This window comes from Variovorax nivicola (assembly GCF_051216475.1).
Lineage (GTDB): Bacteria > Pseudomonadota > Gammaproteobacteria > Burkholderiales > Burkholderiaceae_C > Variovorax.
On record NZ_JBPJZK010000003.1, the window covers coordinates 630,107 to 653,187 of the forward strand.

Sequence of the window (23,081 nt, forward strand, 5' to 3'; positions counted from 1 at the left end):
CCTACGCCGGCGCCACCGCGCGGTAGAGAGCGCGCACGAAGTCCGACTGCGTGATCATCCCCGCGAGGCGCTTCTCGCCGTCGATGATCGGGATGTGGTGGTGGCCGCCTTCGGAGAACAGCGGCACCAGATCGACCACGGGCCGGTCGGCGCTGGCCACGCGCACCTGGCGCGTCATGATCTGGCCGACCACCTCGGGCTTGTTCGAGATCACCGTGCGCGTGGCGCGGATCAGGTCGCGCAGCTTGCCGGCGATGCCTTCGTGGTGCTGCAGGTCGAGCTGGCGGAAGAAGTCGGCCTGCGTGACGATGCCCACCACGCGGCGCGTGCGGTCGGTGATGGGCAGGGCCTTGATGCGGCGTTCGTGCATCAGCGCCCAGGCTTCCTGCAGCGGCGTGCCGAACTCCACCGAGATGGGAGTGCGCGACATGATGTCGGCGCAGTGAAGCGTGCCCAGGCGCCGCTTGTACGACTCGAGTTCGGTCTGCTGGATCAGCGATTGGAGGTCGTCGCGGCTGATGTCTAGAACCTGGTTGTAGCGGGCCAGCACGGCGTCGATGTCGGCCTGGCTGAAGCGCGCATCGGACGCGGGCGGGCGTGCCACCTGCACATGCGGATAGCGCCGCCCGGTCAACGAGTTGTAGGCCACGCCGGCCAGCACCAGCAGCAGCGAGTTGGTGAAGAACGGGAACAGGGCGGACGAGAAATGCGTGGTGTGCGTCAGCACCGCGAGCAAGGCTGCGGCGCCACCCGGTGGGTGCAGGCAGCGCGCGCTGAACATCAGGCCGATGGCAGCGGCCACTGCAACGGCGGCGCCCAGCGCGGGGTCGGGAATCCAGTTGGCGGCCGCGATGCCGACCACCGCCGACAGCGTGTTGCCGCCGATGACCGACCACGGCTGCGCGAGCGGACTGGCCGGAACCGCGAACACCAGCACGGCGCTGGCGCCCAGCGGCGCGATCAACCAGACAGAGGCGGCGAGCGGGCCGGCCAGCCAGCGGCACAGCAGGGCAGTGACCAGCAGGCCGAGGCCCGCGCCCGCCACTGCGCGCAAGCGTTCGCGGGCATCGACGGTGGTGCGGCCCGGCAGCCAGGCGCGCGCATGAGTCAGGAATGCTTCGAAGCGCATCGGAGCCTCGTTCCTGCTGTCAGCCTTCGTGCGCCACCATGCGCCCGATCTCGGGCCAGCGGTCATGCAGCCACACCCAGGCGACCAGGCCGATGGCGAGCATGCCCATGGAGGTCAGCGCTAGCGCGAGCGTCGAGTGCATCACCAGCGGCGCCACCGCGCCAGCCACGATGCCGTTGGCGGTGGAGCCGATCACGGCCTGCAGCGACGAGGCCATGCCGCGGCGCTCGGGGTGCAGGTCGAGCACCAGCAGCGTGACCACCGGCACCATCAGCGCCCAGCCGAAGGCAAACACTGCGAGCGGCCACAGCGCCCAGGCCACGTGCGCCTGGAAGAAGGTGTTGGCCACCACATTGACCACCGAGGTGGCCAGCATGATGACGAAGCCGTCGCGGATCTGCCGCTTGGGTGCGACCTTGCCGGCCATGCGGCCGCTGGCGCGCGCACCGAGCATGATGCCGCCGATGGTCAGCAGGAAGAACCAGAAGAACTGCTGCGGCTGCAGCGCGAGGTGGTCGCCGAGGAATGCGGGCGCGGCCAGCACGTAGAGGAACATGCCGTTGAAGGGCACGCCGCTGGCGAAAGCCAGCAACAGAAAGCGCGGGTCGGAGCACAGGTCCCAGTAGCCGCGCATCAGGTGCCGCACCTGGAAGGGCTGGCGGTGGTCCTTGTGCAGCGTCTCGGGCAGCAGCTTGTAGTTGGCCGTGAACAGCACCACGCCCACCGCCACGAGAAACCAGAACACCGCATGCCAGCCCGCGTGCACGAAGAGAAAGCCGCCCACGATGGGCGCGATGGCCGGGGCCACGCCGAAGTAGATCGTGACCTGGCTCATCACCCGCTGCGCCTCGGCGGGCGGGAACATGTCGCGGATCACCGCGCGCGAAACCACGATGCCGGCACCGGTCGACAGGCCCTGCAGCCCGCGGAACAGCACCAGCTGCGTGATGTTCTGCGAGAGCGCACAGCCCAGCGAGGCCAGCGTGAACACGGCCAGGCCCCACAGCACCACCGGGCGGCGGCCGAAGCTGTCCGACAGCGCGCCGTGGAACAGGTTCATGAATGCGAAGCCGAACAGGTAGGCCGAAAGCGTCTGCTGCATCTCGGCCGGCGTCGCGCCGATGGATTGCGCAATGCCCGAGAAGGCCGGAATGTAGGTGTCGATGGAAAAGGGCCCGAGCATGCCGAGCACCGCGAGCAGCACGGCAAGCGCCCAGCGCGGGGCTTGCCAGAGTTTGTCTGCATCGGGATTCATGAGGTTTGCTCCGTTCTTTTTATCGCAAGGGCCAAAAAAGAAAGCGCCCTTGCGGGCGCCTCCTCGTCGGGGAAATACCGGGAGACCGGCTTAGAGCGTATCAATAAAGCTGCGCAGCTTGTCCGAACGCGACGGATGCTTGAGCTTGCGCAGTGCCTTCGCCTCGATCTGGCGGATGCGCTCGCGGGTCACGTCGAACTGCTTGCCGACTTCTTCCAGCGTGTGGTCCGTGCTCATCTCGATGCCGAAGCGCATGCGCAGCACCTTGGCTTCGCGCGGCGTGAGGCTGTCGAGAATGTCCTTGACCACGTCGCGCAGGCCGGCCTGCATCGCGGCTTCGATAGGAGCCGTGTTGCTGCTGTCCTCGATGAAGTCGCCCAGGTGCGAATCGTCGTCGTCGCCGATGGGGGTTTCCATCGAGATCGGCTCCTTCGCGATCTTCATGATCTTGCGGATCTTGTCTTCCGGGATCTCCATCTTCGCGGCCAGGATGCCGGCGTCGGGCTCGAAGCCGAACTCCTGCAAGTGCTGGCGCGAAATGCGGTTCATCTTGTTGATCGTCTCGATCATGTGCACCGGGATGCGGATGGTGCGCGCCTGGTCGGCGATCGAGCGGGTGATGGCCTGGCGGATCCACCACGTGGCGTAGGTCGAGAACTTGTAGCCGCGACGGTATTCGAACTTGTCGACCGCCTTCATCAGACCGATGTTGCCTTCCTGGATCAAATCGAGGAACTGTAGGCCGCGGTTGGTGTACTTCTTGGCGATGGAAATCACGAGGCGCAGGTTGGCCTCGATCATTTCCTTCTTGGCATCGCGCGAAGACGATTCGCCTTCGTTCATGCGCTTGTTGATGTCCTTCAGCTCGGACAGCGGCACCACCACGCGCGACTGGATGTCGGCGAGCTTCTGCTGCAACTCTTGCACCGGCGGGATGTTGCGCGAGAGCACCGTGCTCCAGGGCTTGCCGGCGGCGGCCTGCTTCTCGACCCACTTCAGGTTGAGCAGGTTGGAGGCGATGCGGTTGCCGTTCTTGTCGTAGCCGCTGAAGTCGCGGATGAACTCATCCTGCGGGAAGCCGCACTTGTCCACGATGATGCGGCGCAGCTCGCGTTCCTTCTTGCGAACGTCGTCCACCTGCGTGCGCACCAGGTCGCACAGCTTCTCGATGGTCTTGGCGGTGAAGCGGATGGTCATCAGCTCGTCGGACACGGCCTGCTGAGCCTTGACGTACGCCGGCGTGCCGTAGCCTTCCTTCTCGTAGATCTTGTGGATCTTCTCGAACATGCCGGCGATGCGGTCGAAGCGATCGAGCGCTTCACGCTTGAGTTCTTCGAGCTTCTTGGTCAGGGCCTTGGAGCCGCCCTTGCCGTCGTCGTCGTCTTCTTCGTCGAATTCGTCGAAGTCTTCTTCGGCCACGTAGTCGTCGGCCTCGTTGGGGTTCGAGAAGCCGTCGACGATGGTCGAGATGACGACCTTGCCTTCACGAATCGTTGCGGCCATTTCGAGGATCGCGGCGATGGTGGCGGGGGAGGCCGAAATGGCTTCCATCATGGCCATCAGGCCGCCTTCGATGCGCTTGGCGATTTCGATTTCGCCTTCGCGCGTCAGCAGCTCGACCGTGCCCATTTCGCGCATGTACATGCGAACCGGGTCGGTGGTGCGGCCGAATTCGCTGTCCACCGTGGAGAGCGCGGCTTCGGCTTCTTCCTCGGCTTCTTCCACCGTGGTGGCGGTGGGCGCGGTGTTGTTCAGCAGCAGGGTTTCGGCGTCGGGCGTCTGCTCGTACACCGCCACGCCCATGTCGTTGAGCATGGTGACCACGACTTCCATGGTCTCGGCGTCGACCAGCTTGTCGGGCAAGTGGTCGGAGATTTCGCCGTGCGTGAGGTAGCCGCGGGTCTTGCCCAGCGTGATCAGGGTCTTCAGGCGCGAGCGGCGCTTGGCCAGGTCTTCTTCGGAAAGCACGGTCTCGTCGAGGCCGAACTCCTTCATCAAGGCGCGTTCCTTCGCCTTGCTGATCTTCATGCGCAGCGGCTTGACCTTCTCTTCGGTGGTCGTGGCAACCGCGGGTTCGTCGCCGGCCAGGTCGTCTTCGATGTCCGACAGGTCGACGTCGCTCTCGGGGGCTTCCTTGTCAGCCTTGGGCTTGCGGCCGCGCTTGGCGCCGGTGGCGGGCGTGGCGGCGCCGGCGGCCTTGGGCGGGCGGCCGACTTTCTTGGCTGCGGGGGCGGCTGCTTTTTTGGGATCTTCGAGAGAGGTCGATTTCGTGGGCACGGTTTTCACTTTCGTTGCGGCTGCCGATTTGGATGCGGCGGCGGCCGTCTTGGTTGCCGGCTTCGCGCCGGCTTTCAACGGTTTTTCTGCTGCGGGCTTGGTGGCGACGCTTTTGGCAAGTGAAGGAGCAGGCTTCTTTGAACTGGGCATACGACCTCGTTACGGCAAGAAAGAACAAGCGGGATCACAGGCGCACCGTCACGCGGACAGCGCCACCACAGCCCGTGCACAGGCACGGACTAAAAACAAATGGGAAAGAGGAACTAATTCCTCAACAGGCAAGATGTCGGGCGAACATTTGGTATGCAGTCCTTGCGGTTATTGACCCTTTCCGCCGGAATTTACCGTTGGAGTGCGTTGCGCTAGGGGTCGGCCCGGAGGTGCTGCTGTCGCTCTTGCCTAATTTCGCCAGTTGCGAAGCCCTACATTATAGCGTGTTGCGCAAATTTCAAGCGGTTTCTGAACCCGAGGCGCGCAGACGGGCACGCAATTCGAGCCGCCGGGTTTCCAGCGCCTTGTAGCGCTCCAGGGCTTTCGGGTCTTTTCCCACGGCGGCGATGGCCTCGCTTTGCTGGGCCTTGAGAAGGTCGTCGAGCATGAAATCGAGCACGCTGGAGAGTTCTCGGGCGGCGTCGGCCAGATGCTGCGCCTCCTCGCCCTCGGGTACCGGACCGGCTTCGGAGACGGACATCAGCCGCTCGGCCAGCGGCTCGAAGTCGAGTCCGCGCAGGCCTTCGCGCAGGGCCGCCCAGGGCTGGACGCCGTGCTCGTGCAACTGGCTGTCGAGCCAGGTGAAGAGCGCGCCATGCGAGCCGGGCAGGTCGCACAGCATCACGTGGAGCTCGTGCGACAGGGCTTCCCATTGCGCCATGTTCGACAGCAGCAGCCGCACCGCCACGTCCGGGCGACTGGGCGGGGCGCCGCGTCCGCGCAGCGGCTCGATGGGTTCCTCGAACTTGCCGCCCCAGCGCTTGCCCTTGACGAACTTGCGCGGCTGGAACTTGGGCTTGCTATCGCTTTCATAGCGTGGCGGCTCGAAGTCCTGCGGCGGGGGCATGTCCGGGTAGTAGTCGTCACCGCCACCACCGCCGCTGTAGCTGGAGGGCTCGCCGTGGCGCTGCTGCTGCGCGGGTGCGCCGCCAGCCTTGCGCGGACCGGGCGTGGAGGCCCAGAGCTCCGACAGCGCCGGCGCGTCGAGCTGCACCAGCGTCGCGATCTCGCTCAGCAGCTGCCGCTTGAGCGCGCCGTCGGGCATGGCGCTCCAGAGCGGGCGCACGTTGCTCGTCATGTGGGCGCGGCCCTCGGCGGTGGTCAGGTCGCAGCCTTCGCGAGCGGCTTCGAGCATGAAGCGCGACAGCGGCGTGGCCTCGTTGACGAAGCGGGCGAAGGCCTCGGCGCCGTGCTCGCGGATGAAGCTGTCGGGGTCGTGTTCGGCCGGCAGGAACAGAAATTTGATGCTGCGCACGTCGGTGGCGTAGGGCAGGGCACCGTCGAGCGCCTTGCGCGCGGCGCGGCGGCCGGCGGCGTCGCCGTCGAAGCTGAACACTACTGATTCGGTGAAGCGAAAGAGCTTCTGCACGTGCTCCGTGGTGCAAGCCGTGCCGAGCGTGGCCACCGCGTTCGGAAAACCGAGCTGGGCCAGCGCCACCACGTCCATGTAGCCTTCGGTGACGAGCGCATAGCCGCGGTCGCGGAAGGCGGCACGGGCTTCATAGAGGCCATAGAGCTCGCGGCCCTTGCTGAACACGGGCGTTTCGGGCGAGTTCAGGTACTTGGGCTTCTCGTCGCCCAGCACGCGGCCGCCGAAGCCGATGCACTCGCCCTTCACGTTGCGGATCGGGAACATCACGCGGTCGCGGAAGCGGTCGTAGCGCTTGGCTTCTTCGTCGCTGAGCTTGCCTTCTTCGTTGTTGACGATCACCAGCCCGCTCTCGGCGAGCAGCGGGTCGTCGTAGTCGGGGAAGACGCTGGCCAGCGCGCGCCAGCCGGCCGGCGCATAGCCGATGCCGAACTGCTTGGCCACCTCGCCCGAGACGCCGCGGCCCTTCAGATATTCGATGGCGCCGGGTGCCTGGCGCAGGTGCTTGCGGTAAGCGTCGCCGGCTTTTTCGAGCACGTCGGTCAGCGTGGCCTGCTTCTGACGCTGGCTGGCAGCGCGGGCGCGCTCGGCGGGGGAGGCGTCGTCTTCGGGCACCTGCAAGCCGTACTGGCCGGCGAGGTCGTGCACCGCCTCGACGAAGCCCATGCCCGCATGCTCCATGAGAAAGCCGATGGCGTTGCCATGCACCCCGCAGCCGAAGCAGTGATAGAACTGCTTGGTCGGGCTGACGGAGAAAGAGGGCGATTTCTCGCCGTGGAACGGGCACAGCCCCATGAAATTGGCGCCGGCCTTCTTGAGCTGCACATAACGGCCGACGATCTCGACCACATCGGCGCGCGCGATGAGTTCCTGGATGAATGAAGCGGGGATGGTCATGTAGGCGAAGAGCGGCAAATCATACGCAAGCGGCCGAAGGCTCGCGGCCGGACGGCATACTGAATGCGACCGGAATCAACGCATGACGACGCCCAAACCCCTGCAACACATCGCGCCGCTGCTGCGCCATCCGCTGAGATTTGCCTGGGATGCCCTGAAGGAATTTCGCGCCAACCAGGGGCTGCTGCTCGCGGGGGCGGTGGCGTACTACGCGCTGCTGTCCATCGTGCCGCTGCTGATCGTGAGTGTGATCGCGCTGTCGCACGTTATCGAGCAGGCCGAGCTGCTGCGCACCATCGGACAGTACCTGGGCTGGCTGCTGCCGGGGCAGTCGAAAGCCATCGTGGCCGAACTGTCGAGCTTTCTGGACCACCGCGACGTGCTGGGGCCGGTGCTGCTGGTGACGATGCTCTTCTTCAGCTCGCTGGCCTTCAGCGTGCTCGAAAGCGCGATGGCGGTGATCTTTCACCACCGCAAGGCCGACCACAAGCGCCACTTCCTGGTGTCGGTGGCCATGCCGTACATCTACATCCTGTGCCTGTGCGTGGGGCTGCTGCTGGTCACGCTGGTGTCGGGCGCGCTGCAGCTGGTGGGGCGGGAAAGCGTTGACCTGCTGGGGCGCAGCTGGTCGCTGTCGGGCGTTTCGGGGCTGCTGCTGTACCTGCTGGGGCTGGGCGGCGAGATCTTCATGCTGACCTCGCTCTACCTCGTGATGCCGGCCGGGCGCATGTCGCTGCGCCATGCCCTGCTGGGCGGCATCACGGCCGCGCTGCTGTGGGAGGCCACGCGGCGTGTGCTGATCTGGTATTTCTCGACGCTGTCGCAGGTGAACGTGGTCTACGGCTCGCTCACCACGGCCATCGTGGTGCTGCTGAGCCTGGAGATCGCCGCCATGCTGGTGTTGCTCGGGGCCCAGGTGATCGCGAACTACGAGCGCCTGGATCGCACCGGCAGCACGAAGCTGCCAGCCTCCGAGGTCAGCGGGGCGCCAATCGAATCGCTCCGTCCAGACGAATCACTTCGCCGTTGAGCATGTCGTTCTCGATGATGTGCTTGGCGAGCTTGGCGTAGTCCTCGGGCGTGCCCAGGCGGGAAGGGAAGGGCACGCTGGCGGCCAGCGCGTCTTGCACTTCCTGCGGCATGCCGAACAGCATGGGCGTGCCGAAGATGCCGGGGGCGATGGTCATGTTGCGGATGCCGCTGCGCGCGAGGTCGCGGGCGATGGGCAGCGTCATGCCGACCACGCCGCCCTTCGAGGCGCTGTAGGCGGCCTGGCCGATCTGGCCGTCGTAGGCGGCGACCGAGGCGGTGGAAATCAGCACGCCGCGCTCGCCGGTGGCTTCGGGCTCGTTCTTGCTCATGGCGTCGGCCGCGAGCCGGATCATGTTGAAGCTGCCGATCAGGTTGACCGTGACGGTCTTGCTGAACACGGCCAGCGCGTGCGGGCCGTTCTTGCCCACCGTCTTCTCGGCTGGCGCGATGCCGGCGCAGTTGACGAGGCCGACCAGCTTGCCGAGCTTGAGCGCGGCGGCCACGGCTGCCTGCCCGTCGGCTTCCTGGCTCACGTCGCACTTGACGAACACGCCGCCAATTTCCTTTGCAACGGCTTCGCCCTTGTCAGCCTGCATGTCGGCGATCACCACCTTGGCGCCGTTGGCGGCCAGCATGCGCGCCGTGCCTTCGCCGAGGCCCGAAGCGCCACCGGTCACGATAAAAACCTTGCCATCGATCTGCATTGAAGTCTCCTGGATTAGACCGGCATTATCGAAGACGCCCGCCGGGCCAAAAAAAAGGCCTCATCCGAGGATGAGGCCCTGAATTGGATCCGTGAGGACCCAAGGAGACAACTGGTGGTGGTCGGCGGCTTAGCGCTTGCGCGAAGCGGTCGCGGTCTTCGCAGCGGCAACGGCTTGCGTCGACACGGCGTTGAAGTTGGCTTCGGCGACGTCCGACGCTTGCTTGACGGCCTTTTGAACCGATTCGAAAGCGTTGTTGGCGGCAGCCACGGCGCTCTTCAGGACGGCAACGGCGGTTTCCGAACCGGCGGGGGCGTTCTTGGAAGCGCTGTCGACCAGGCCGACGAAGGCTTGCTGGGCTTCAGCAGCCTTGGCTTCGAAAGCCTTGGAGAATTCGGCGCCGGTGCCTTGGGCGATGTCGTACAGGTGACGGCTGTAGGCAGCGGTCTTTTCAGCCAGGGGCTGGAACAGGCTGGCTTGCAGCGTCAGCAGTTCTTGTGCGTCCTTGACGCTCAGGGCAGCCTGGGCGGTGTTCTGGGCTTCGGCCAGGGCGGCCTTCGAAGCGGTCACGTTCAGTTCGACGAGCTTTTCGACGCCTTCGAAAGCCTTGGTGGTCAGGCCGAACAGGGTTTCGAGGTTTGCTTTTTGAGCGGCGAGGATTTGGTCAGCGGTCAGGGCCATTTGGGATCTCCAGAAGGGATGATTGAGTGGTCGGTTCACGTTGCGCTGTCTCGCCGTCTATGTTGCGGTGCAGCATGGCCTCAAGTATAGGCAGCTGAGTTTTGCGATCAAGGGGTTTTTGCTGCCCTGCAGCAATTTAGAAGCCGTCTTCTAAATTCGGTCGTCGGGCCGGCCCGTTCAAGTCCTAGGCTGCCTTCGACGGCGTCTGGCCACTGGCAAAATGCCGCGCGATGAGCAGTGCCCCCACCAAACCCACCCCGCACGCACGCAATGGTTACCGCGCGTTTCGCAGCATCCCGACGCGCTGGGCCGACAACGACATGTACGGCCACGTCAACAACGTCGTTTACTACAGCTGGTTCGATACGGCAGTGAATGCGCTGCTGATCGAGCGCGGCGCGCTCGACATCCACCAGGGCCAGGTCATCGGCTTCGTGGTGGAGACGCAGTGCAACTACTTTGCGCCAATCGCGTTCCCGCAGACGGTGGAAGCTGGCGTCCGGGTGGCCCAAGCGGGGCGCTCGAGCGTGCGCTACGAGATCGCGTTGTTCGCCGAGGGGGCTGATACCGCCGCGGCGCAAGGCCACTTCGTCCACGTCTACGTGGACCGCGCCACGCAGCGGCCGGTGCCGCTGCCCGAGGCGCTGCAGCGGGTGGTCGATTCGCTCAAGAACTGACCTGAGCAAGCGAGGCCACCCGCCACGAAGACCTTACATGGTCTTCTTCATGGCCTTGATGTCGGCCTTGCCCTGGGCTTCATCCGCCTTGGCCTGCTTCACGCAGGCGGTCTTGGCTTCGCCCTTCTGGTCGTCGCACTTTTCCTTCGCGACTTCGTAGATGGCCTTCACCTTCTCTTCAGCCACGTTGCGGGCGTGGCTGTCGCTCGGCTGGTACTGCTGCTCGAGCTCCGCCTTGGCAACGTCTTCCTTGCCCTTGGCTTCCTTCTGGCAGACGTCCTTGGCGTTGTCCTTCATCGTGTCGCACTGGGTCTTGGCGACCTTGTAGTCGGCCTCGATCTTTTCCTTGGAGACCTTGTATTCGTCCTTGGTCATGGCGCTGGCTTGCGTGGCCACGAAGCAGGTGGAGGCGAGGGCCAGCATGAGTAGATGCTTTTTCATGGGATGTTTTCCTTTGGAAGTTGATGGAATTCAGGGGCGCTCAGCGCTCAGTAGCGTTCGAACCAGATCGCGTCCGGCGTGCGGCCGTCGCGCGATTCCCAGTCCTTGACCTGCTTCTCGGCCTCTTCGCGGCTGATGCCGTGGCGTTCCTGGATGCGGCCGAGCAACTGGTCGCGCTTGCCGGCGATGACGTCGAAGTCGTCGTCCGTCAGCTTTCCCCATTGCTCCTTGACCTTGCCCTTGAGCTGTTTCCAGTTGCCTTCGATGGTGTCCTTGTTCATGCGAATCTCCTTGAGACAGTTGATTCGACGGGCTGTGTGCGCCGCCGTGAAATCACTGTCGCGGGGGCGATTCACCCTCCCGGTAGGACGTGCTGTCCAGGCCCCGTAGGCAGAGGCCGACGCGCCCCGTGATAATCGAACGGCCGCCGAAAAGTTTGAGACACCGCGCCCAGCACCATGATCATTCACAGCCTGCTCGACACCGACCTCTACAAGTTCACGATGATGCAGGTGGTCCTGCATCACTTCCCGGGGGCCCGGGTCGAGTACCGCTTCAAGTGCCGCAACCCCGGTGTCGACCTGGCCCAGTTCGCGGGCCAGATCCGCGACGAGGTGCGCAGCCTCTGTTCGCTGCAGTTCCGCGACGCCGAGCTGGCCTACCTTCGCTCGATGCGCTTCATCAAGAGCGACTTCGTCGACTTCCTCGGGCTCTTCCGGCTCAACGAGAAGTACATCAACATCATTCCCCAGCCCTCGGGCGAGCTCGAGATTCGCATCAAGGGGCCGTGGCTGCACACCATCCTGTTCGAGATCCCGGTGCTGGCCATCGTCAACGAGGTGTACTTCCGCAACACGCAGAAGAAGCCAGACATCGCGGAAGGCCGCCGCCGCCTCGAAACCAAGATCACCCAGCTGCAGGACGCCGGCCTCGCCGACCTGAAGATCGCCGACTACGGCACCCGCCGCCGCTTCTCGAAAGACTGGCACGAAGAGGTGCTGCGCACTCTCACCGCGCGCCTCGGCGCCGTCACTTCGCCGCCGGTGCAGGCACCGCCCGGCACGCGGCTGCCGCAGCTCGCGGGCACCAGCAACGTGCTGTACGCCATGAAGCTCGGCCTGATCCCGCTGGGCACCATGGCCCACGAGTACCTGCAGGCCTGCCAGGCGCTCGGCCCGCGGCTGCGCGACAGCCAGATCTTCGGCTTCGAGAGCTGGGCGCGCGAGTACCGCGGCGACCTGGGCATTGCGCTGTCCGACGTGTACGGCATGAGCGCCTTCCTGCGCGACTTCGATCTGTACTTCTGCAAGCTCTTCGACGGGGCGCGCCATGACAGCGGCGACCCGTTCCAGTGGGGCGAGCGCATGCTCGCGCACTACATCGCCAACCGGGTCGACCCGCTCACCAAGACGCTGATCTTCAGCGACGGCCTCACGGTGCCGCGCACCATCGAGCTGTACCAGCAGTTCCGCGGCCGCTGCCAGCTGGCCTTCGGCATCGGCACCAACCTCACCAACGACCTGGGCTACGAGCCGCTGCAGATCGTCATCAAGATGATCCACTGCAACGATCAGCCGGTGGCCAAGCTGTCGGACACGCCGTCCAAGAACATGTGCGAGGACGAAAAATACCTGGCGTACCTGCGCCAGGTGTTCGAAATCGAACAACCCCCGGTTTGAAGGCTGTACTGACCTCTCTGGTACGGTACAGCCCCCCATGCAAAAAACGATTCGACTGAAGGCGGCCGCAGTGCCGCTGCCGCTGCTTTTTCTTCCCGCCCTGGCCTCGGCCGCCGACTTCGACGGCGGCAGCCTCTCGCCGCTGTGGGGTGTGCCGTTTGCCGGCATCCTGTTGTCGATCGCGCTGCTGCCGCTGCTCGCGCCCGTGTTCTGGCACCACCACTACGGCAAGATTTCCGCGGCCTGGGCGCTGGCGTTCCTGCTGCCCTTTGCCGGGGCCTTCGGCGTGCAGCTTGCCGGCGTGCAGCTCGTGCATGCGCTGGTGGCCGAGTACATCCCGTTCATCATCCTGCTGACGGCGCTGTTCACCGTGGCGGGCGGCATCCACATTCGCGGCAACCTGCACGGTGCGCCCGGCCTCAACACGGCGATCCTCGCCATCGGCGCGGTGCTCGCGAGCTTCATGGGCACCACGGGCGCCTCGATGCTGCTGATACGGCCGCTGATCCGTGCCAACGACAACCGCCTGCACAAGGTGCACGTGATCGTGTTCTTCATCTTCATCGTGTCGAACGCGGGCGGCGCGCTCACGCCGTTGGGCGACCCGCCGCTGTTCCTCGGCTTCCTGAAGGGCGTGGGCTTCTTCTGGACCGCGCAGAACATCCTGCCTGAAACGATCTTCATCCTCGGCGTGCTGCTGGTGCTGTTCTACGTGATCGACCGCCACTACTACCGCAAGGAAGGCGTGATGCCGGTCGACCCGACGCCCGACACGCCAGGCATCGGCTTCGACGGTGCCGCCAATTTCTGGCTGCTGGGCGGCGTTGTCGCGCTGGTGCTGCTCAGCGGCTTCTGGAAGTCGCCCGTGACCTTCGACGTGTTCGGCACCGAAGTCGGCCTGCCGGGGCTGGTGCGCGACGTGGGGCTGGCGCTGATCGCGCTGGTCTCGTACAAGCTCACCGCGCCCAAGGTGCACGCCGACAACCAGTTCGAGTGGGAACCCATGGCCGAAGTGGCCAAGCTGTTCGCGGGCATCTTCCTGACCATCATCCCGGTGATCGCGATGCTCAAGGCCGGCACGCAGGGCCCGTTCGGCGCCATCGTCTCGGCCGTGACGCGCGCCGACGGCCAGCCCGATCCCGCGATGTACTTCTGGGCCACCGGCGTGCTTAGCTCCTTCCTCGACAACGCACCGACCTACCTGGTGTTCTTCAACACCGCGGGCGGCGACCCGGCTGCGCTGATGACCACCTACGCCAGCACGCTGGCTGCCATTTCGGCCGGCGCGGTGTTCATGGGCGCCAACACCTACATCGGCAACGCGCCCAACCTGATGGTCAAGGCCATCGCCGAGAGCCGCGGCGTGCGCATGCCGAGCTTCTTCGGCTACATGGCGTGGTCGGTGGCCATTCTGGTTCCGCTGTTCGTCATTTGCACCTTCATCTTCTTCCGCTGACCTTCTTTCGCAGAGAGACAACATCATGAGCAAGCCCAAGATCCTGGTCGCGCGCGCGATCTTTCCCGAGACCATCGAACGCCTGTCGCAGCATTTCGAGGTCGAGTCGAACCAGTCGGACGAGAGCTGGAGCAAGGAACAGCTGATCGCCAAGCTGCAAGGCAAGCAGGGCGCCTTCACCACCGGCAGCGAGCGCATCGACACCGCGGTGCTCGACGCCTGCCCCGACCTGAAAATCTGCGCCAACATGGCCGTGGGCTACAACAACTTCGACGTCGATGCGATGGCCGCGCACGGCGTGCTCGGCACCAATGCACCCGACGTGCTGACCGAGACCACCGCCGACTTCGGCTTTGCGCTGCTGATGGCCACGGCACGCCGCATCACCGAGAGCGAACACTTCCTGCGCGCGGGCAAGTGGCAGAAGTGGAGCTTCGACATGTTCGCGGGCTCCGACATCCACGGCTCGACGCTGGGCATCATCGGCATGGGCCGCATCGGGCAGGGCATTGCCAAGCGCGGCGCGCACGGCTTCGGCATGAAGGTGATCTATCACAACCGCTCGAAGCTCGACGCGGCGCTCGAAGCCGAATGCAAGGCCAGCTACGCGAGCAAGGAAGAGCTGCTCAAGACCGCCGACCACGTGGTGCTGGTGGTGCCTTACTCGCCGGCTTCGCATCACACCATCGGTGCGGCCGAGATCTCGCTGATGAAGCCGACCGCCACGCTCGTCAACATCGCGCGCGGCGGCATCGTCGACGACGCGGCCCTGGCCGTGGCCCTGCGCGAAAAGCGCATTGCCGCCGCTGGCCTCGACGTGTTCGAGGGCGAGCCCAAGGTCCACCCCGACCTGCTGACCGTGCCCAACGTGGTGCTGACGCCGCACATCGCCAGCGCCACCGTGCCCACGCGCCGCGCCATGGCCGACCTCGCGGCTGACAACCTCATCGCGTACTTCGGCGGCAAGGGACCGCTGACGCCCGTGACGCCAGTGCCCGGCAAATAGGCAGAGGCGATACCGCAACCTTGGACACTTCACTGGTTCTTATCGCACTGGCCGTACTCGCGGTCATCCAGCTCGTGCTGGTGATCTGGCTGCTGGCCGGCCGGCAGCCCCCGCCCGACCACGGCGACGTGTTGCGCGTGCTGGCTGCGCTGGGCTCGGCCAACGAGCGCACCGAGCGCGAATTGCGCAACGACATCGGCGAGAGTTCGCGCGGCGCGCGGCAGGAAACCGCGCAGGCCTTTGCCACCTTCCAGCAGGCGCTGGTGCAGCAGGGCGCGGAAGCCACGCGCACGCAGAACGCGCAGCTCGATGCCTTCTCGCTGCAGCTCGCGTCGCTGCAGAAGACGCTGGCCGACACGCTCAACACCCAGCTGCAGGGCCTGAGCGAATCGAACGCACGGCGCCTGTCGGAAGTGCGCGAGACGATGGAAACGCAGCTCGCACAGCTGCAGCAGACCAACGCCGCCAAGCTCGACGAGATGCGCAAGACCGTCGACGAAAAGCTGCAGAGCACGCTCGAAGCGCGCCTCGGCGAAAGTTTCAAGCAGGTGGCCGACCGGCTCGAGCAGGTGCACAAAGGCCTCGGCGAAATGCAGACGCTGGCCGTGGGCGTCGGCAGCCTGCAGCGCGTGCTGACCAACGTGAAGACGCGCGGCATCTTCGGCGAGGTGCAGCTCGAAGCGCTGCTCGAACAGGTGCTCACGCCCGACCAGTACGCCAAGCAGATCGAGACCAAGCCGCGCAGCGGGCAGCGTGTTGACTTCGCAATTCGCTTTCCGGGCCGCGGCGACGACGGCGCGCCGGTGTGGCTGCCCATCGACGCCAAGTTCCCGCGCGACGACTACGAGCGGCTCATCGATGCGCACGAACGAGCCGACGCCGCGGGCGCCGAGCTGGCTGCCAAGGCGCTCGAAGCGCGCATCCGCACCGAGGCCAAGTCGATTGCCGACAACTACCTCGCGGCCCCACACACCACCGACTTCGCCATCCTCTTCCTGCCGGTCGAAAGCCTCTATGCCGAGGTGCTGCGCCGGCCCGGCCTGATGGATGCGGTGCAGCGCCAGCATCGCGTGACGCTGGCCGGCCCGACCACCTTGCTCGCGATGCTCAACAGCCTGCACATGGGCTTTCGCACCCTGGCGCTGGAGCGGCAGGCGTCCGAGGTCTGGAAGGTGCTGGGCGCGGTGAAGACCGAGTTCGAGCGCTATGGCGAATGGGTCGCGCGCATCAAGGAACAGGTGGCCAAGGCCTCGGACACGCTCGATAAGGCCGATACGCGCGCCCGGCAGATGCGCCTGGCGCTGCGCAAGGTCGAGGCGCTGCCCGAGGCGCAGGCCCAGGCGCTGTTGCCGCCCACGGCCGGCACCGACGCCGAACCCGACAGCGAGGGCGAAGACACCCCGTGAAAGGCTCCGAACTGCTGCGTGTCATCGGCGCCCAGGTGTGCCTGCACGCCACCATGGCCGGCATGCGGCTCGCCACGCCGCTGCTGGCACTTCAGCAGGGCTACAGCGCGGCAGCGGTCGGCGTGCTGATCTCGCTGTTTGCGCTGACCCAGGTTTTTCTCGCCTTGCCGGCAGGGCGTTTTGCCGACCGGTACGGCTTCAAGCGACCGCTGTGGCTGTCGGTCATCGCGGCGGTCGTCGGCGCGGGGCTGGTGGGGATCTTCCCGATCTTTCCGGTGATGTGCGTCGCAGCCCTGCTGACCGGCGGCGCGACGGGGGCGACAGTCATCGCGCTGCAGCGGCACGTGGGGCGCTCGGCCACCAACGCAACGCAGCTCAAGCGTGTGTTCAGCTGGCTCGCCATTGCGCCGGCCGTGGCCAATTTCGTCGGGCCGTTCCTGGCCGGCATGCTGATCGACCATGCGGGCCGCGCGCCCGCGGACATGCTCGCGTTCCGCATCTGCTTCGCGGTGATGGCGGCGCTGCCCATCCTCTGCTGGATGCTCGCGCGCGGCGCGCACGAGCCGCCGCCCACCGCCCCCGTGGCGGGCGCCAAGCCGACGCGCGCCTGGGACCTGCTGCGCGAGCCGATGTTCCGTCGCCTGCTGTTCGTGAACTGGCTGCAGTCGTCGAGCTGGGACGTGCACGCCTTCGTGCTGCCAGTGCTGGGGCACGACCGGGGCATCAGCGCTTCGGTGATCGGCTCGATCCTCGGCGCCTTCGCCATCGCGGCAGCGGTCATCCGCGTGGTTCTGCCGATGATTGCCTCGCGGGCGTCGGAGCGCAGCGTGATCCTGAGCTCGACGGCGGTCACGGCGATGGTGTTCGCGATCTATCCGCTGCTGGATTCGGCCTGGACCATGGGCATCTGCTCGGTGGTGCTTGGCTTCGCGCTGGGCGCGGTGCAGCCGATGGTGATGAGCATGCTTCACCAGATCACGCCGCACACCCGCCACGGCGAGGCACTGGGCTTGCGGCTCATGACGATCAACGCGTCGAGCGTGGCAATGCCGATGCTGTTCGGCTCGCTTGGCGCGGTGATCGGCATCGGCGGCGTGTTCTGGGTGGTGGGGGGCGTGGTGGCGATTGGCGCGCGCGCTACCTGGGGCCTCAAGGTCTGACGGGGTGAGGGCGGGAAATCCACGTTCCAAATAAGAGCAATTCTCATTTGATTGACAATTTACTGACTTGAAGTCAGTATCAGCGCCTTCTTCAACGACCTTGAAGGCGTTCATGGACTCCCACACTCAGGCTGCGGCCGACCCGCGCCGCCGTCTCGCGCTGGTTGCCGCGGTGTACCTCGGCAGCTTCATCGCCACGCTCGACGTGAGCATCGTCAACGTCGCGTTGCCCACGCTGCAGCGGGCGCTCTCCACCGACCTCGCCGGCCTGCAGTGGGTGATCGACATCTACGCGCTGTGCCTCTCGGCCTTCATGCTGTCGGCGGGGCCGCTGGGCGACCGCTACGGCCGCAAGCGCGCCTGGCTGGCCGGCGTGGCCGTGTTCACCATCGGCTCGGCGATGTGCGCGATGGCCGGCAGCCTGCCGGTCTTGCTGGCGGGCAGGGCGGTGCAGGGCGTGGCCGGCGCGCTGATGATTCCGGGCGCGCTGTCGCTGATGGCCCATGCATTTCCAGACCCGGCCGAAAGGGCGCGGGTGATCGGCGGCTGGTCGTCGTTCACGGCGCTGTCGCTGATCCTCGGGCCGTTGCTCGGTGGACTGCTGGTGGACCACGCGGGTTGGCAGAGCATCTTCCTCATCAACATTCCGATCGGTCTGCTGACGGTGGGGTTGGGGCTCTGGGGCATCAAGGAAAGCTCGCATCCCGAGCATGCGGCGCTTGATCCTGTCGGCCAGGTGCTCAGCGTGCTGTGGCTGGGCGCGCTGACCTATGGGCTGATCGTGGCAGGCGAGCATGGCTGGGGCTCGGTGCAGGCGGCGAGCGCACTGGTGGCGGCCGCCATCGGCCTCGCGCTGTTCCTGATGGTGGAGGCTCGCGTGGCGCGGCCGCTGCTGCCGCTCGGGTTGTTCCGCGATGCGCGCTTCTCGGTCACCAATTTCGCGTCATTCGTGCTCGGGTTCTCGGCGTACGCCAGCCTGTTCTTCTTCTCGCTGTTCCTGCAGCAGGTGCAGGGCTGGTCGCCCAGCGACACCGGCTGGCGGCTGGTGCCGCAGTTCGTCGCGACCGGCGTCGTGGCCTCGCAGTTCGGCCGTCTCGCAAAGCGCTTCGACGTGCACACGCTGATGGTCGTGGGCTACGGCCTCATCGGCGGTGCGATGCTGCTGCTGACGCTCTTCTCCGCCGACACGCCCTATGCCTTGCTGGCGCTGCTGTTCGTGTTCCTCGGCGCGGGTACCGGCCTCGCGGTGCCGGCCACGAGCACGGCCGTGATGGCGTCGGTGCCGGCGCAGCGCTCGGGCATGGCCTCGGCCACGATGAACGCGCTGCGCCAGGCCGGCATGCTGATCGGCATCGCGCTGCTCGGCACGCTGATGAGCACGCGCGCCACGTCGCTGCTTGCCGATGCGCTCGGGCAGGCGGGCCTGGCCAATGCGCGGCAGGCGGCCGCAGCAGCGGTTGGCAGGCACGACCTGAGCGCGCTGGCATCGCTCGACGCGTCTACCGCGCACAGCCTCCTGACCAGCGCACTGGCCGGTGGCTTCCACGCCGCCGTGGCCTGCGCCGGCATCGCCGGCCTCCTGGCGGCGGGGCTGCTCGTGAGCGTGCGGCCCCGCGCCGCCGCCTTGCCCGCGCGCGCCTGAGGCTTCGTCCAGCCATGCCCGCCGCATACGTGCCGGTGCGCTTTCGTGCGCGCCTTCGTTCGATTTTTCCCAAGGAGCTTTTCATGATCCATCACGAACTCAGCCAATGGCCTCTCGTCATCAGCGTTTCGGCCGGGCTTCAGACACTCGAAGGCATGCAGGCCTTCACCGAAGACTGGAACCGCTGGCTCGACCGCGGCGAGCCCTTTGCCTCGCTGCGCGTGTTCGCCGACGCCGATGCGCTGGTCCACCCCGAAGGCAGCGCGCAGAGCGCCAGGCAGTGGCTGCAGGAGCGCGGCGCCGACATCCGCCGCCATATGATGGGCATGGCGAGCGTGGTGCCCGCCGACCAGTACGAGAAAATGCGCAAGATGAATGTCGAGAAACTCTTCGGCGTGCCCGCCAGCATCTTTGCCGACGCCGACGACGCGCTGGTGTGGCTCGGCGAGCGCGTGATGGCGCCGCGCGGCCTGCCTTTCGATCTGGCGGCCGTGCGTGCGGCGATCCGCTCGGCCCGTCTGGCGGCGGCCGCTTCCTGAGGCAGCCGATGGTCAAGAGCAGCGACACCGTCACGATTCCCACGTCTCCCGAGGGAGAGGCTGCGCCACGCCGCCGCACCAAGGCGCCCGAAACGCGCGCCGCCGCGCTGATGGACGCCGCCGAGCGCCTCTTCATCGCGAAGGGCATCGCCACCACCAGCATCGACGACATCGCGGCCGGCGCGCAGGTGGCCAAGGGCACCTTCTACCTGTACTTTCCGTCGAAGGAGGCGATGCTCGGCGCATTGCAGCAGCGCTTTGTCGACACCTTCTGCGCGCGGCTGCAAGAGGCCATGGACCGCCACCGGCCCGACAACTATCACGCGCGCCTGAAGGCCTGGGTGGAAACGGGGCTCGAAACCTACCTGGACAACGTCGCCCTGCACGACGTGGTGTTCCACGAGTACCGGCCCGAAGACCGCCGCATGCGCAACGACAACGCGGTCATCACGCAACTGGTCGGGCTGCTGAAGCAGGGCGATGCCGCCGGCTTCTGGGACGTAGAGGACGCAACCCTCTCGGCCGTGATCCTCTTCAATGCGCTGCACGGCGTGGCCGACGATGCAGTGGCGATGGGGCAGACCGGCGAAGCGGAACGCCAGCGCCGCGCGCGCACGCTCACGAGATTCCTCGAGCAGGCGCTGCATCCGGCCGAGGATGACAGCGCCGACTGAACCCGGCGCGGTTCAGTTCAGAGCTTGTAGAAGCGCTTGATTGCGCTCCACGCGTCTTCCGGCGCGTCGACGTATTCGAAGAGCTTCACGTCGCCCGGCGAGATCACGCCCTCTTCGACCAGGAAGTCGAAGTCGATCAGCCGCTTCCAGTAGTCGGAGCCGAACAGCACGATCGGCACCGGCTTCGACTTCTTCGTCTGCACCAGCGTGATCACCTCGAAGAGCTCGTCGAGCGTGCCGAAGCCGCCCGGGAATGCGACCAGCGCCTTCGCACGCATCATGAAATGCATCTTGCGGATGGCGAAGTAGTGGAACTTGAAGCTCAGCGCCGGCGTGACGTACGGGTTGGCTTCTTCTTCCATCGGCAGCGCGATGGCCAGGCCGACGGAGAGGCCGCCGCCCTCGTGCGCGCCGCGGTTGGCCGCCTGCATGATGCCGGGGCCGCCGCCGGTGCAGACGAAGAGCTTGTCCTGCGGCTCCTTGTCGTTGCTGTACTGGGCGACCAGCTTGCCGAAGGCGCGCGCCTTCTCGTAGTAGTGCGAGTTGCGCGCGAGCCGGCGCCAGCGCTCGGACGCCGCTGCGTCGCCGCTGGCATCGGCCTGCGCGATCATGGCGGCAGCGTCTTCCTCGCTGCGAAAGCGTGCGCTGCCGAACACCACCACGGTGTTTTCGATGCCATGGGCGCGCTGCTCGATGTCGGGCTTCATCAGCTCGAGCTGCATGCGGATGCCGCGCGTCTCGCGGCGCAACAGGAATTCGGGGTCGGCGAAGGCGATGCGCGAGGGATCGGGGTCGAGCGGCAGGCCCTGGTCGGCATGGGACCGGAGGGTGGCCCAGGCATCGGCCAGGCGTTTGTCGTGAATGTTGTGCGTGTTGTTCATGGGGAAACCAGACAGAAGTACCTTGGAGATTGTGCAGCGTTGCAACCACCATGCCCACCAAACAAAAAAGGCTCCTTTCGGAGCCTTTTTCGAGGGTGGGGTCAGCGGGGGAGCCGGCACTCAGACGCGCTTGCGGTATTCGCCGGTGCGCGTGTCGATTTCGATCTTGTCGCCTTGCGAGACGAACAGCGGCACGGGCACTTCGAAGCCGGTGGCGATCTTGGCGGGCTTGAGCACCTTGCCCGAGGTATCGCCCTTGACGGCGGGTTCGGTCCAGGTGATTTCGCGCTCGACGCTGGTTGGCAGTTCGACCGAGATGGCCTTGCCGTCGTAGAACACCACTTCGACAGCCATGCCGTCTTCGAGGTAGTTCAGGGCGTCGCCCATGTTCTCGGCTTCGACTTCGTACTGGTTGTAGTCGGCGTCCATGCAGACGTACATCGGGTCGGCGAAGTAGGAGTAGGTGCAATCCTTCTTCTCGAGCACGATCTGGTCGATCTTGTCGTCGGCCTTGAAGACCACTTCGGTGTTGAAGTTGGCGATCAGGCTCTTCATCTTCATGCGCACGGTGGCGGAGTTGCGGCCGCCGCGGCTGTATTCGGTCTTGAGGACGACCATCGGGTCCTTGCCGTGCATGATGACGTTGCCGGCGCGGATTTCTTGAGCGATTTTCATAACAGGGTCTCTGGATGTTGGCCGCTCGGTGCACGGAGCCATCGGCGACCGTCTCAATGTGTTTGGACGTTTGCCGCTATGTCTGGCCCCGCGGTACAGGTCCCGCGGCAGGTTTAGCGGAGAGCATCTCGGATCGATGAGATCCGGGCCGAAATCCGCAAAGCCCACTATTTTAGCTTTTTTGGGCGATCAGTTTCCGCAGTTGCGTGACCAGATCGTCCTGCGCGAGCAGTCGCGTGCGGGCATCCAGGGCCGTTTCGAGCCACGGGCCTTGCGTTTGCGGCTCGGGCAGGGCGCCGTCGCCGAAGCCATTCCAGGCGTGGTGAAAAAGCCGCAGCGAGGCCGGGGCGCCGAGCCAGTCCAGCCAGGCGTTCAGCTTGACGTGGTGGGCATCGTCGTCCTGTGGGTAGATCTGCCAGACCAGCGGCGCGCCGGCCCACAGGGCGCGCACCAGCGAGTCTTCACCGCGCACGAAGTTCAGGTCGCAGGCCCACAGCAGGTGGTCGAAATCGGGCTGCGTGAGGTGGGGAAGGTATGAAATTGATAGCGCACCGCGCCCGTCGGGCAATGGCGTGCCCGCAAAGCATGCCTGGACTGCCTGCGTGGCGCGACCCGCCGTCACCAGCAGGCGCGTGGGCTCGGGGCCTTCCGCCAGCCGGGCCAGCAGGGCGGCCAGCGCGGGGGGCTCGTAGCAGAAGAGCGACACCAGCCGCTCATGGTTCTGCCACGGGATCTGCTGTGCGGCCAGCCACTGCGTGCGGTCGAAGTGCGCCCGGCGTTCCATCAGGTCGGGCTCCCGCAGCAGTCCTCCCGTGGCGGGGGTGAAGCCTGGATAGAAGAAGCGCTTCGTCAACCCGGCGCCGGGGCCCTTGAACACCGGCGAGGGCAGTCCGTGCAGCCGCTCCACATACGGCTCGGCCGACAGGTATTCGAGGTTGATCCAGGCAAGGCCCGGCCCTTCGGCGAAGCGGGCGATCAGTTTCGGCGCCGGCTCGCAACCGAAGGCTTCGATCAGCACATCGGGCGCCGGCCCCGCCACGGCCGTCTGAAGTGCGGCCGGATCGAGCCAGTCGATCACCTCCACGCCGTCACGGCCGGTGCGAGCCTCGGGCGCCATCCAGCGCAGCGCCGATGCGTCGTCGACCCACAGCCGCGCGCGTTCGCCAAGCGCAGCCAGTTGGCAGGCCAGCCTCCAGCAGACGCCGAGGTCGCCGTGGTTGTCGATGACCTTGCAGAAGATGTCCCATTGCCTGGATTGCATGGCCGCGAGTGTGCCCGTGTTCTCCAGCGG

22 protein-coding genes are annotated in these 23,081 nt (G+C 66.0%); 11 read left to right on the top strand and 11 right to left on the bottom strand.

Annotated features, from left to right (window positions below; translation table 11 throughout):
• Window position 1: 1 nt before the first annotated feature.
• The 3 genes from ACSFBF_RS15615 to rpoD form a co-directional block, all read right to left on the bottom strand.
• A complete protein-coding gene (locus ACSFBF_RS15615; RefSeq protein ID WP_435468435.1) occupies window positions 2-1,129 on the bottom strand; it encodes an HPP family protein in 1,128 nt (375 codons plus the stop codon).
• Between the two features lie 19 nt (window positions 1,130-1,148).
• Window positions 1,149-2,384, bottom strand: coding sequence for a multidrug effflux MFS transporter (locus ACSFBF_RS15620; RefSeq protein WP_093051261.1), 1,236 nt, complete (start codon window positions 2,382-2,384; stop codon window positions 1,149-1,151).
• 90 nt (window positions 2,385-2,474) lie between these two features.
• Complete coding sequence (gene rpoD, locus ACSFBF_RS15625) at window positions 2,475-4,661, bottom strand: RNA polymerase sigma factor RpoD (protein ID WP_435468437.1); 2,187 nt, start codon at window positions 4,659-4,661, stop codon at window positions 2,475-2,477.
• On the opposite strand from rpoD, the gene ACSFBF_RS15630 reads away from it, so the two are divergent.
• Window positions 4,654-4,986: a hypothetical protein gene (locus ACSFBF_RS15630; protein WP_435468439.1), complete on the top strand. Its 333-nt coding sequence runs from the start codon at window positions 4,654-4,656 to the stop codon at window positions 4,984-4,986. The genes rpoD and ACSFBF_RS15630 overlap by 8 nt on opposite strands.
• 123 nt (window positions 4,987-5,109) lie before the next feature.
• On the opposite strand, the gene dnaG is transcribed toward ACSFBF_RS15630, so the two are convergent.
• Window positions 5,110-7,137 (bottom strand): DNA primase, encoded by a 2,028-nt coding sequence (gene dnaG, locus ACSFBF_RS15635; protein WP_435468441.1) that lies wholly within the window; start codon window positions 7,135-7,137, stop codon window positions 5,110-5,112.
• A gap of 82 nt (window positions 7,138-7,219) precedes the next feature.
• Between dnaG and ACSFBF_RS15640 the strand changes: the two genes are divergently transcribed.
• Window positions 7,220-8,167 carry a YihY/virulence factor BrkB family protein gene (locus ACSFBF_RS15640; protein ID WP_435468443.1) on the top strand — a complete coding sequence of 316 codons (948 nt, stop codon included), beginning with the start codon at window positions 7,220-7,222 and terminating at the stop codon, window positions 8,165-8,167.
• Here the strand turns inward: ACSFBF_RS15640 and ACSFBF_RS15645 are convergent.
• Window positions 8,115-8,873, bottom strand: coding sequence for a 3-hydroxyacyl-CoA dehydrogenase (locus ACSFBF_RS15645; RefSeq protein WP_435468445.1), 759 nt, complete (start codon window positions 8,871-8,873; stop codon window positions 8,115-8,117). The two genes, ACSFBF_RS15640 and ACSFBF_RS15645, sit on opposite strands and share 53 nt — an antisense overlap.
• 129 nt (window positions 8,874-9,002) lie before the next feature.
• Window positions 9,003-9,554: a phasin family protein gene (locus tag ACSFBF_RS15650; RefSeq protein WP_093077725.1), complete on the bottom strand. Its 552-nt coding sequence runs from the start codon at window positions 9,552-9,554 to the stop codon at window positions 9,003-9,005.
• A 230-nt stretch (window positions 9,555-9,784) separates the two neighbouring features.
• Here ACSFBF_RS15650 and ACSFBF_RS15655 point away from each other — a divergent pair, with 230 nt between their 5' ends.
• The gene (locus tag ACSFBF_RS15655) at window positions 9,785-10,231 is read left to right on the top strand and encodes an acyl-CoA thioesterase (protein ID WP_435468447.1); all 447 of its coding nucleotides are present in this window, start codon (window positions 9,785-9,787) and stop codon (window positions 10,229-10,231) included.
• 33 nt (window positions 10,232-10,264) lie between these two features.
• Here ACSFBF_RS15655 and ACSFBF_RS15660 read toward each other — a convergent pair whose 3' ends face one another.
• Both ACSFBF_RS15660 and ACSFBF_RS15665 read right to left on the bottom strand, forming a co-directional pair.
• Window positions 10,265-10,672 carry a hypothetical protein gene (locus ACSFBF_RS15660; protein ID WP_435468449.1) on the bottom strand — a complete coding sequence of 136 codons (408 nt, stop codon included), beginning with the start codon at window positions 10,670-10,672 and terminating at the stop codon, window positions 10,265-10,267.
• A 47-nt stretch (window positions 10,673-10,719) separates the two neighbouring features.
• The gene (locus ACSFBF_RS15665) at window positions 10,720-10,953 is read right to left on the bottom strand and encodes a CsbD family protein (RefSeq protein WP_258353921.1); all 234 of its coding nucleotides are present in this window, start codon (window positions 10,951-10,953) and stop codon (window positions 10,720-10,722) included.
• Between the two features lie 177 nt (window positions 10,954-11,130).
• Here ACSFBF_RS15665 and pncB point away from each other — a divergent pair, with 177 nt between their 5' ends.
• From pncB to ACSFBF_RS15705, 8 genes are all read left to right on the top strand, one after another.
• The gene (gene pncB / locus ACSFBF_RS15670; RefSeq protein ID WP_435468452.1) at window positions 11,131-12,351 is read left to right on the top strand and encodes a nicotinate phosphoribosyltransferase; all 1,221 of its coding nucleotides are present in this window, start codon (window positions 11,131-11,133) and stop codon (window positions 12,349-12,351) included.
• 37 nt (window positions 12,352-12,388) lie between these two features.
• Entirely contained in the window at window positions 12,389-13,807 is a 1,419-nt protein-coding gene (locus ACSFBF_RS15675) for a sodium:proton antiporter (protein WP_435468454.1), read from the top strand.
• 25 nt (window positions 13,808-13,832) lie between these two features.
• Window positions 13,833-14,813 carry a 2-hydroxyacid dehydrogenase gene (locus ACSFBF_RS15680; protein ID WP_435468456.1) on the top strand — a complete coding sequence of 327 codons (981 nt, stop codon included), beginning with the start codon at window positions 13,833-13,835 and terminating at the stop codon, window positions 14,811-14,813.
• A gap of 20 nt (window positions 14,814-14,833) precedes the next feature.
• A complete protein-coding gene (locus ACSFBF_RS15685) occupies window positions 14,834-16,219 on the top strand; it encodes a DNA recombination protein RmuC (RefSeq protein WP_435468458.1) in 1,386 nt (461 codons plus the stop codon).
• Window positions 16,216-17,379, top strand: a complete 1,164-nt coding sequence (locus ACSFBF_RS15690) for an MFS transporter (protein WP_435468460.1) — start codon at window positions 16,216-16,218, stop codon at window positions 17,377-17,379. Before ACSFBF_RS15685 ends, ACSFBF_RS15690 begins: the two co-directional genes overlap by 4 nt.
• Window positions 17,380-17,491: 112 nt before the next feature.
• A complete protein-coding gene (locus ACSFBF_RS15695; RefSeq protein ID WP_435468462.1) occupies window positions 17,492-19,021 on the top strand; it encodes an MFS transporter in 1,530 nt (509 codons plus the stop codon).
• Window positions 19,022-19,104: 83 nt separating this feature from the next.
• Window positions 19,105-19,560 (top strand): hypothetical protein, encoded by a 456-nt coding sequence (locus tag ACSFBF_RS15700; protein ID WP_435468464.1) that lies wholly within the window; start codon window positions 19,105-19,107, stop codon window positions 19,558-19,560.
• A gap of 8 nt (window positions 19,561-19,568) precedes the next feature.
• The gene (locus ACSFBF_RS15705; protein ID WP_435468466.1) at window positions 19,569-20,234 is read left to right on the top strand and encodes a TetR/AcrR family transcriptional regulator; all 666 of its coding nucleotides are present in this window, start codon (window positions 19,569-19,571) and stop codon (window positions 20,232-20,234) included.
• 17 nt (window positions 20,235-20,251) lie between these two features.
• Here the strand turns inward: ACSFBF_RS15705 and ACSFBF_RS15710 are convergent, their stop codons facing one another.
• The 3 genes from ACSFBF_RS15710 to earP form a co-directional block, all read right to left on the bottom strand.
• On the bottom strand, window positions 20,252-21,115 hold the full coding sequence (locus ACSFBF_RS15710) for an LOG family protein (protein ID WP_093051216.1): 864 nt from the start codon (window positions 21,113-21,115) through the stop codon (window positions 20,252-20,254).
• 120 nt (window positions 21,116-21,235) lie between these two features.
• Entirely contained in the window at window positions 21,236-21,790 is a 555-nt protein-coding gene (gene efp, locus ACSFBF_RS15715) for an elongation factor P (RefSeq protein ID WP_007830687.1), read from the bottom strand.
• Window positions 21,791-21,962: 172 nt separating this feature from the next.
• Window positions 21,963-23,051 carry an elongation factor P maturation arginine rhamnosyltransferase EarP gene (earP, locus tag ACSFBF_RS15720; RefSeq protein WP_435468469.1) on the bottom strand — a complete coding sequence of 363 codons (1,089 nt, stop codon included), beginning with the start codon at window positions 23,049-23,051 and terminating at the stop codon, window positions 21,963-21,965.
• Window positions 23,052-23,081 lie beyond the last annotated feature (30 nt).

Excerpts from the sequence above, each read along its gene's own strand:
- ACSFBF_RS15615 (WP_435468435.1), bottom strand. The coding sequence starts at position 1,129 with ATGCGCTTCGAAGCATTCCTGACTCATGCGCGCGCCTGGCTGCCGGGC.
- ACSFBF_RS15620 (WP_093051261.1), bottom strand. The coding sequence starts at position 2,384 with ATGAATCCCGATGCAGACAAACTCTGGCAAGCCCCGCGCTGGGCGCTT.
- dnaG (WP_435468441.1), bottom strand. The coding sequence starts at position 7,137 with ATGACCATCCCCGCTTCATTCATCCAGGAACTCATCGCGCGCGCCGAT.
- ACSFBF_RS15640 (WP_435468443.1), top strand. The coding sequence starts at position 7,220 with ATGACGACGCCCAAACCCCTGCAACACATCGCGCCGCTGCTGCGCCAT.
- ACSFBF_RS15645 (WP_435468445.1), bottom strand. The coding sequence starts at position 8,873 with ATGCAGATCGATGGCAAGGTTTTTATCGTGACCGGTGGCGCTTCGGGC.
- ACSFBF_RS15650 (WP_093077725.1), bottom strand. The coding sequence starts at position 9,554 with ATGGCCCTGACCGCTGACCAAATCCTCGCCGCTCAAAAAGCAAACCTC.
- ACSFBF_RS15655 (WP_435468447.1), top strand. The coding sequence starts at position 9,785 with ATGAGCAGTGCCCCCACCAAACCCACCCCGCACGCACGCAATGGTTAC.
- ACSFBF_RS15660 (WP_435468449.1), bottom strand. The coding sequence starts at position 10,672 with ATGAAAAAGCATCTACTCATGCTGGCCCTCGCCTCCACCTGCTTCGTG.
- ACSFBF_RS15665 (WP_258353921.1), bottom strand. The coding sequence starts at position 10,953 with ATGAACAAGGACACCATCGAAGGCAACTGGAAACAGCTCAAGGGCAAG.
- pncB (WP_435468452.1), top strand. The coding sequence starts at position 11,131 with ATGATCATTCACAGCCTGCTCGACACCGACCTCTACAAGTTCACGATG.
- ACSFBF_RS15675 (WP_435468454.1), top strand. The coding sequence starts at position 12,389 with ATGCAAAAAACGATTCGACTGAAGGCGGCCGCAGTGCCGCTGCCGCTG.
- ACSFBF_RS15680 (WP_435468456.1), top strand. The coding sequence starts at position 13,833 with ATGAGCAAGCCCAAGATCCTGGTCGCGCGCGCGATCTTTCCCGAGACC.
- ACSFBF_RS15695 (WP_435468462.1), top strand. The coding sequence starts at position 17,492 with ATGGACTCCCACACTCAGGCTGCGGCCGACCCGCGCCGCCGTCTCGCG.
- ACSFBF_RS15700 (WP_435468464.1), top strand. The coding sequence starts at position 19,105 with ATGATCCATCACGAACTCAGCCAATGGCCTCTCGTCATCAGCGTTTCG.
- ACSFBF_RS15705 (WP_435468466.1), top strand. The coding sequence starts at position 19,569 with ATGGTCAAGAGCAGCGACACCGTCACGATTCCCACGTCTCCCGAGGGA.
- ACSFBF_RS15710 (WP_093051216.1), bottom strand. The coding sequence starts at position 21,115 with ATGAACAACACGCACAACATTCACGACAAACGCCTGGCCGATGCCTGG.
- efp (WP_007830687.1), bottom strand. The coding sequence starts at position 21,790 with ATGAAAATCGCTCAAGAAATCCGCGCCGGCAACGTCATCATGCACGGC.
- earP (WP_435468469.1), bottom strand. The coding sequence starts at position 23,051 with ATGCAATCCAGGCAATGGGACATCTTCTGCAAGGTCATCGACAACCAC.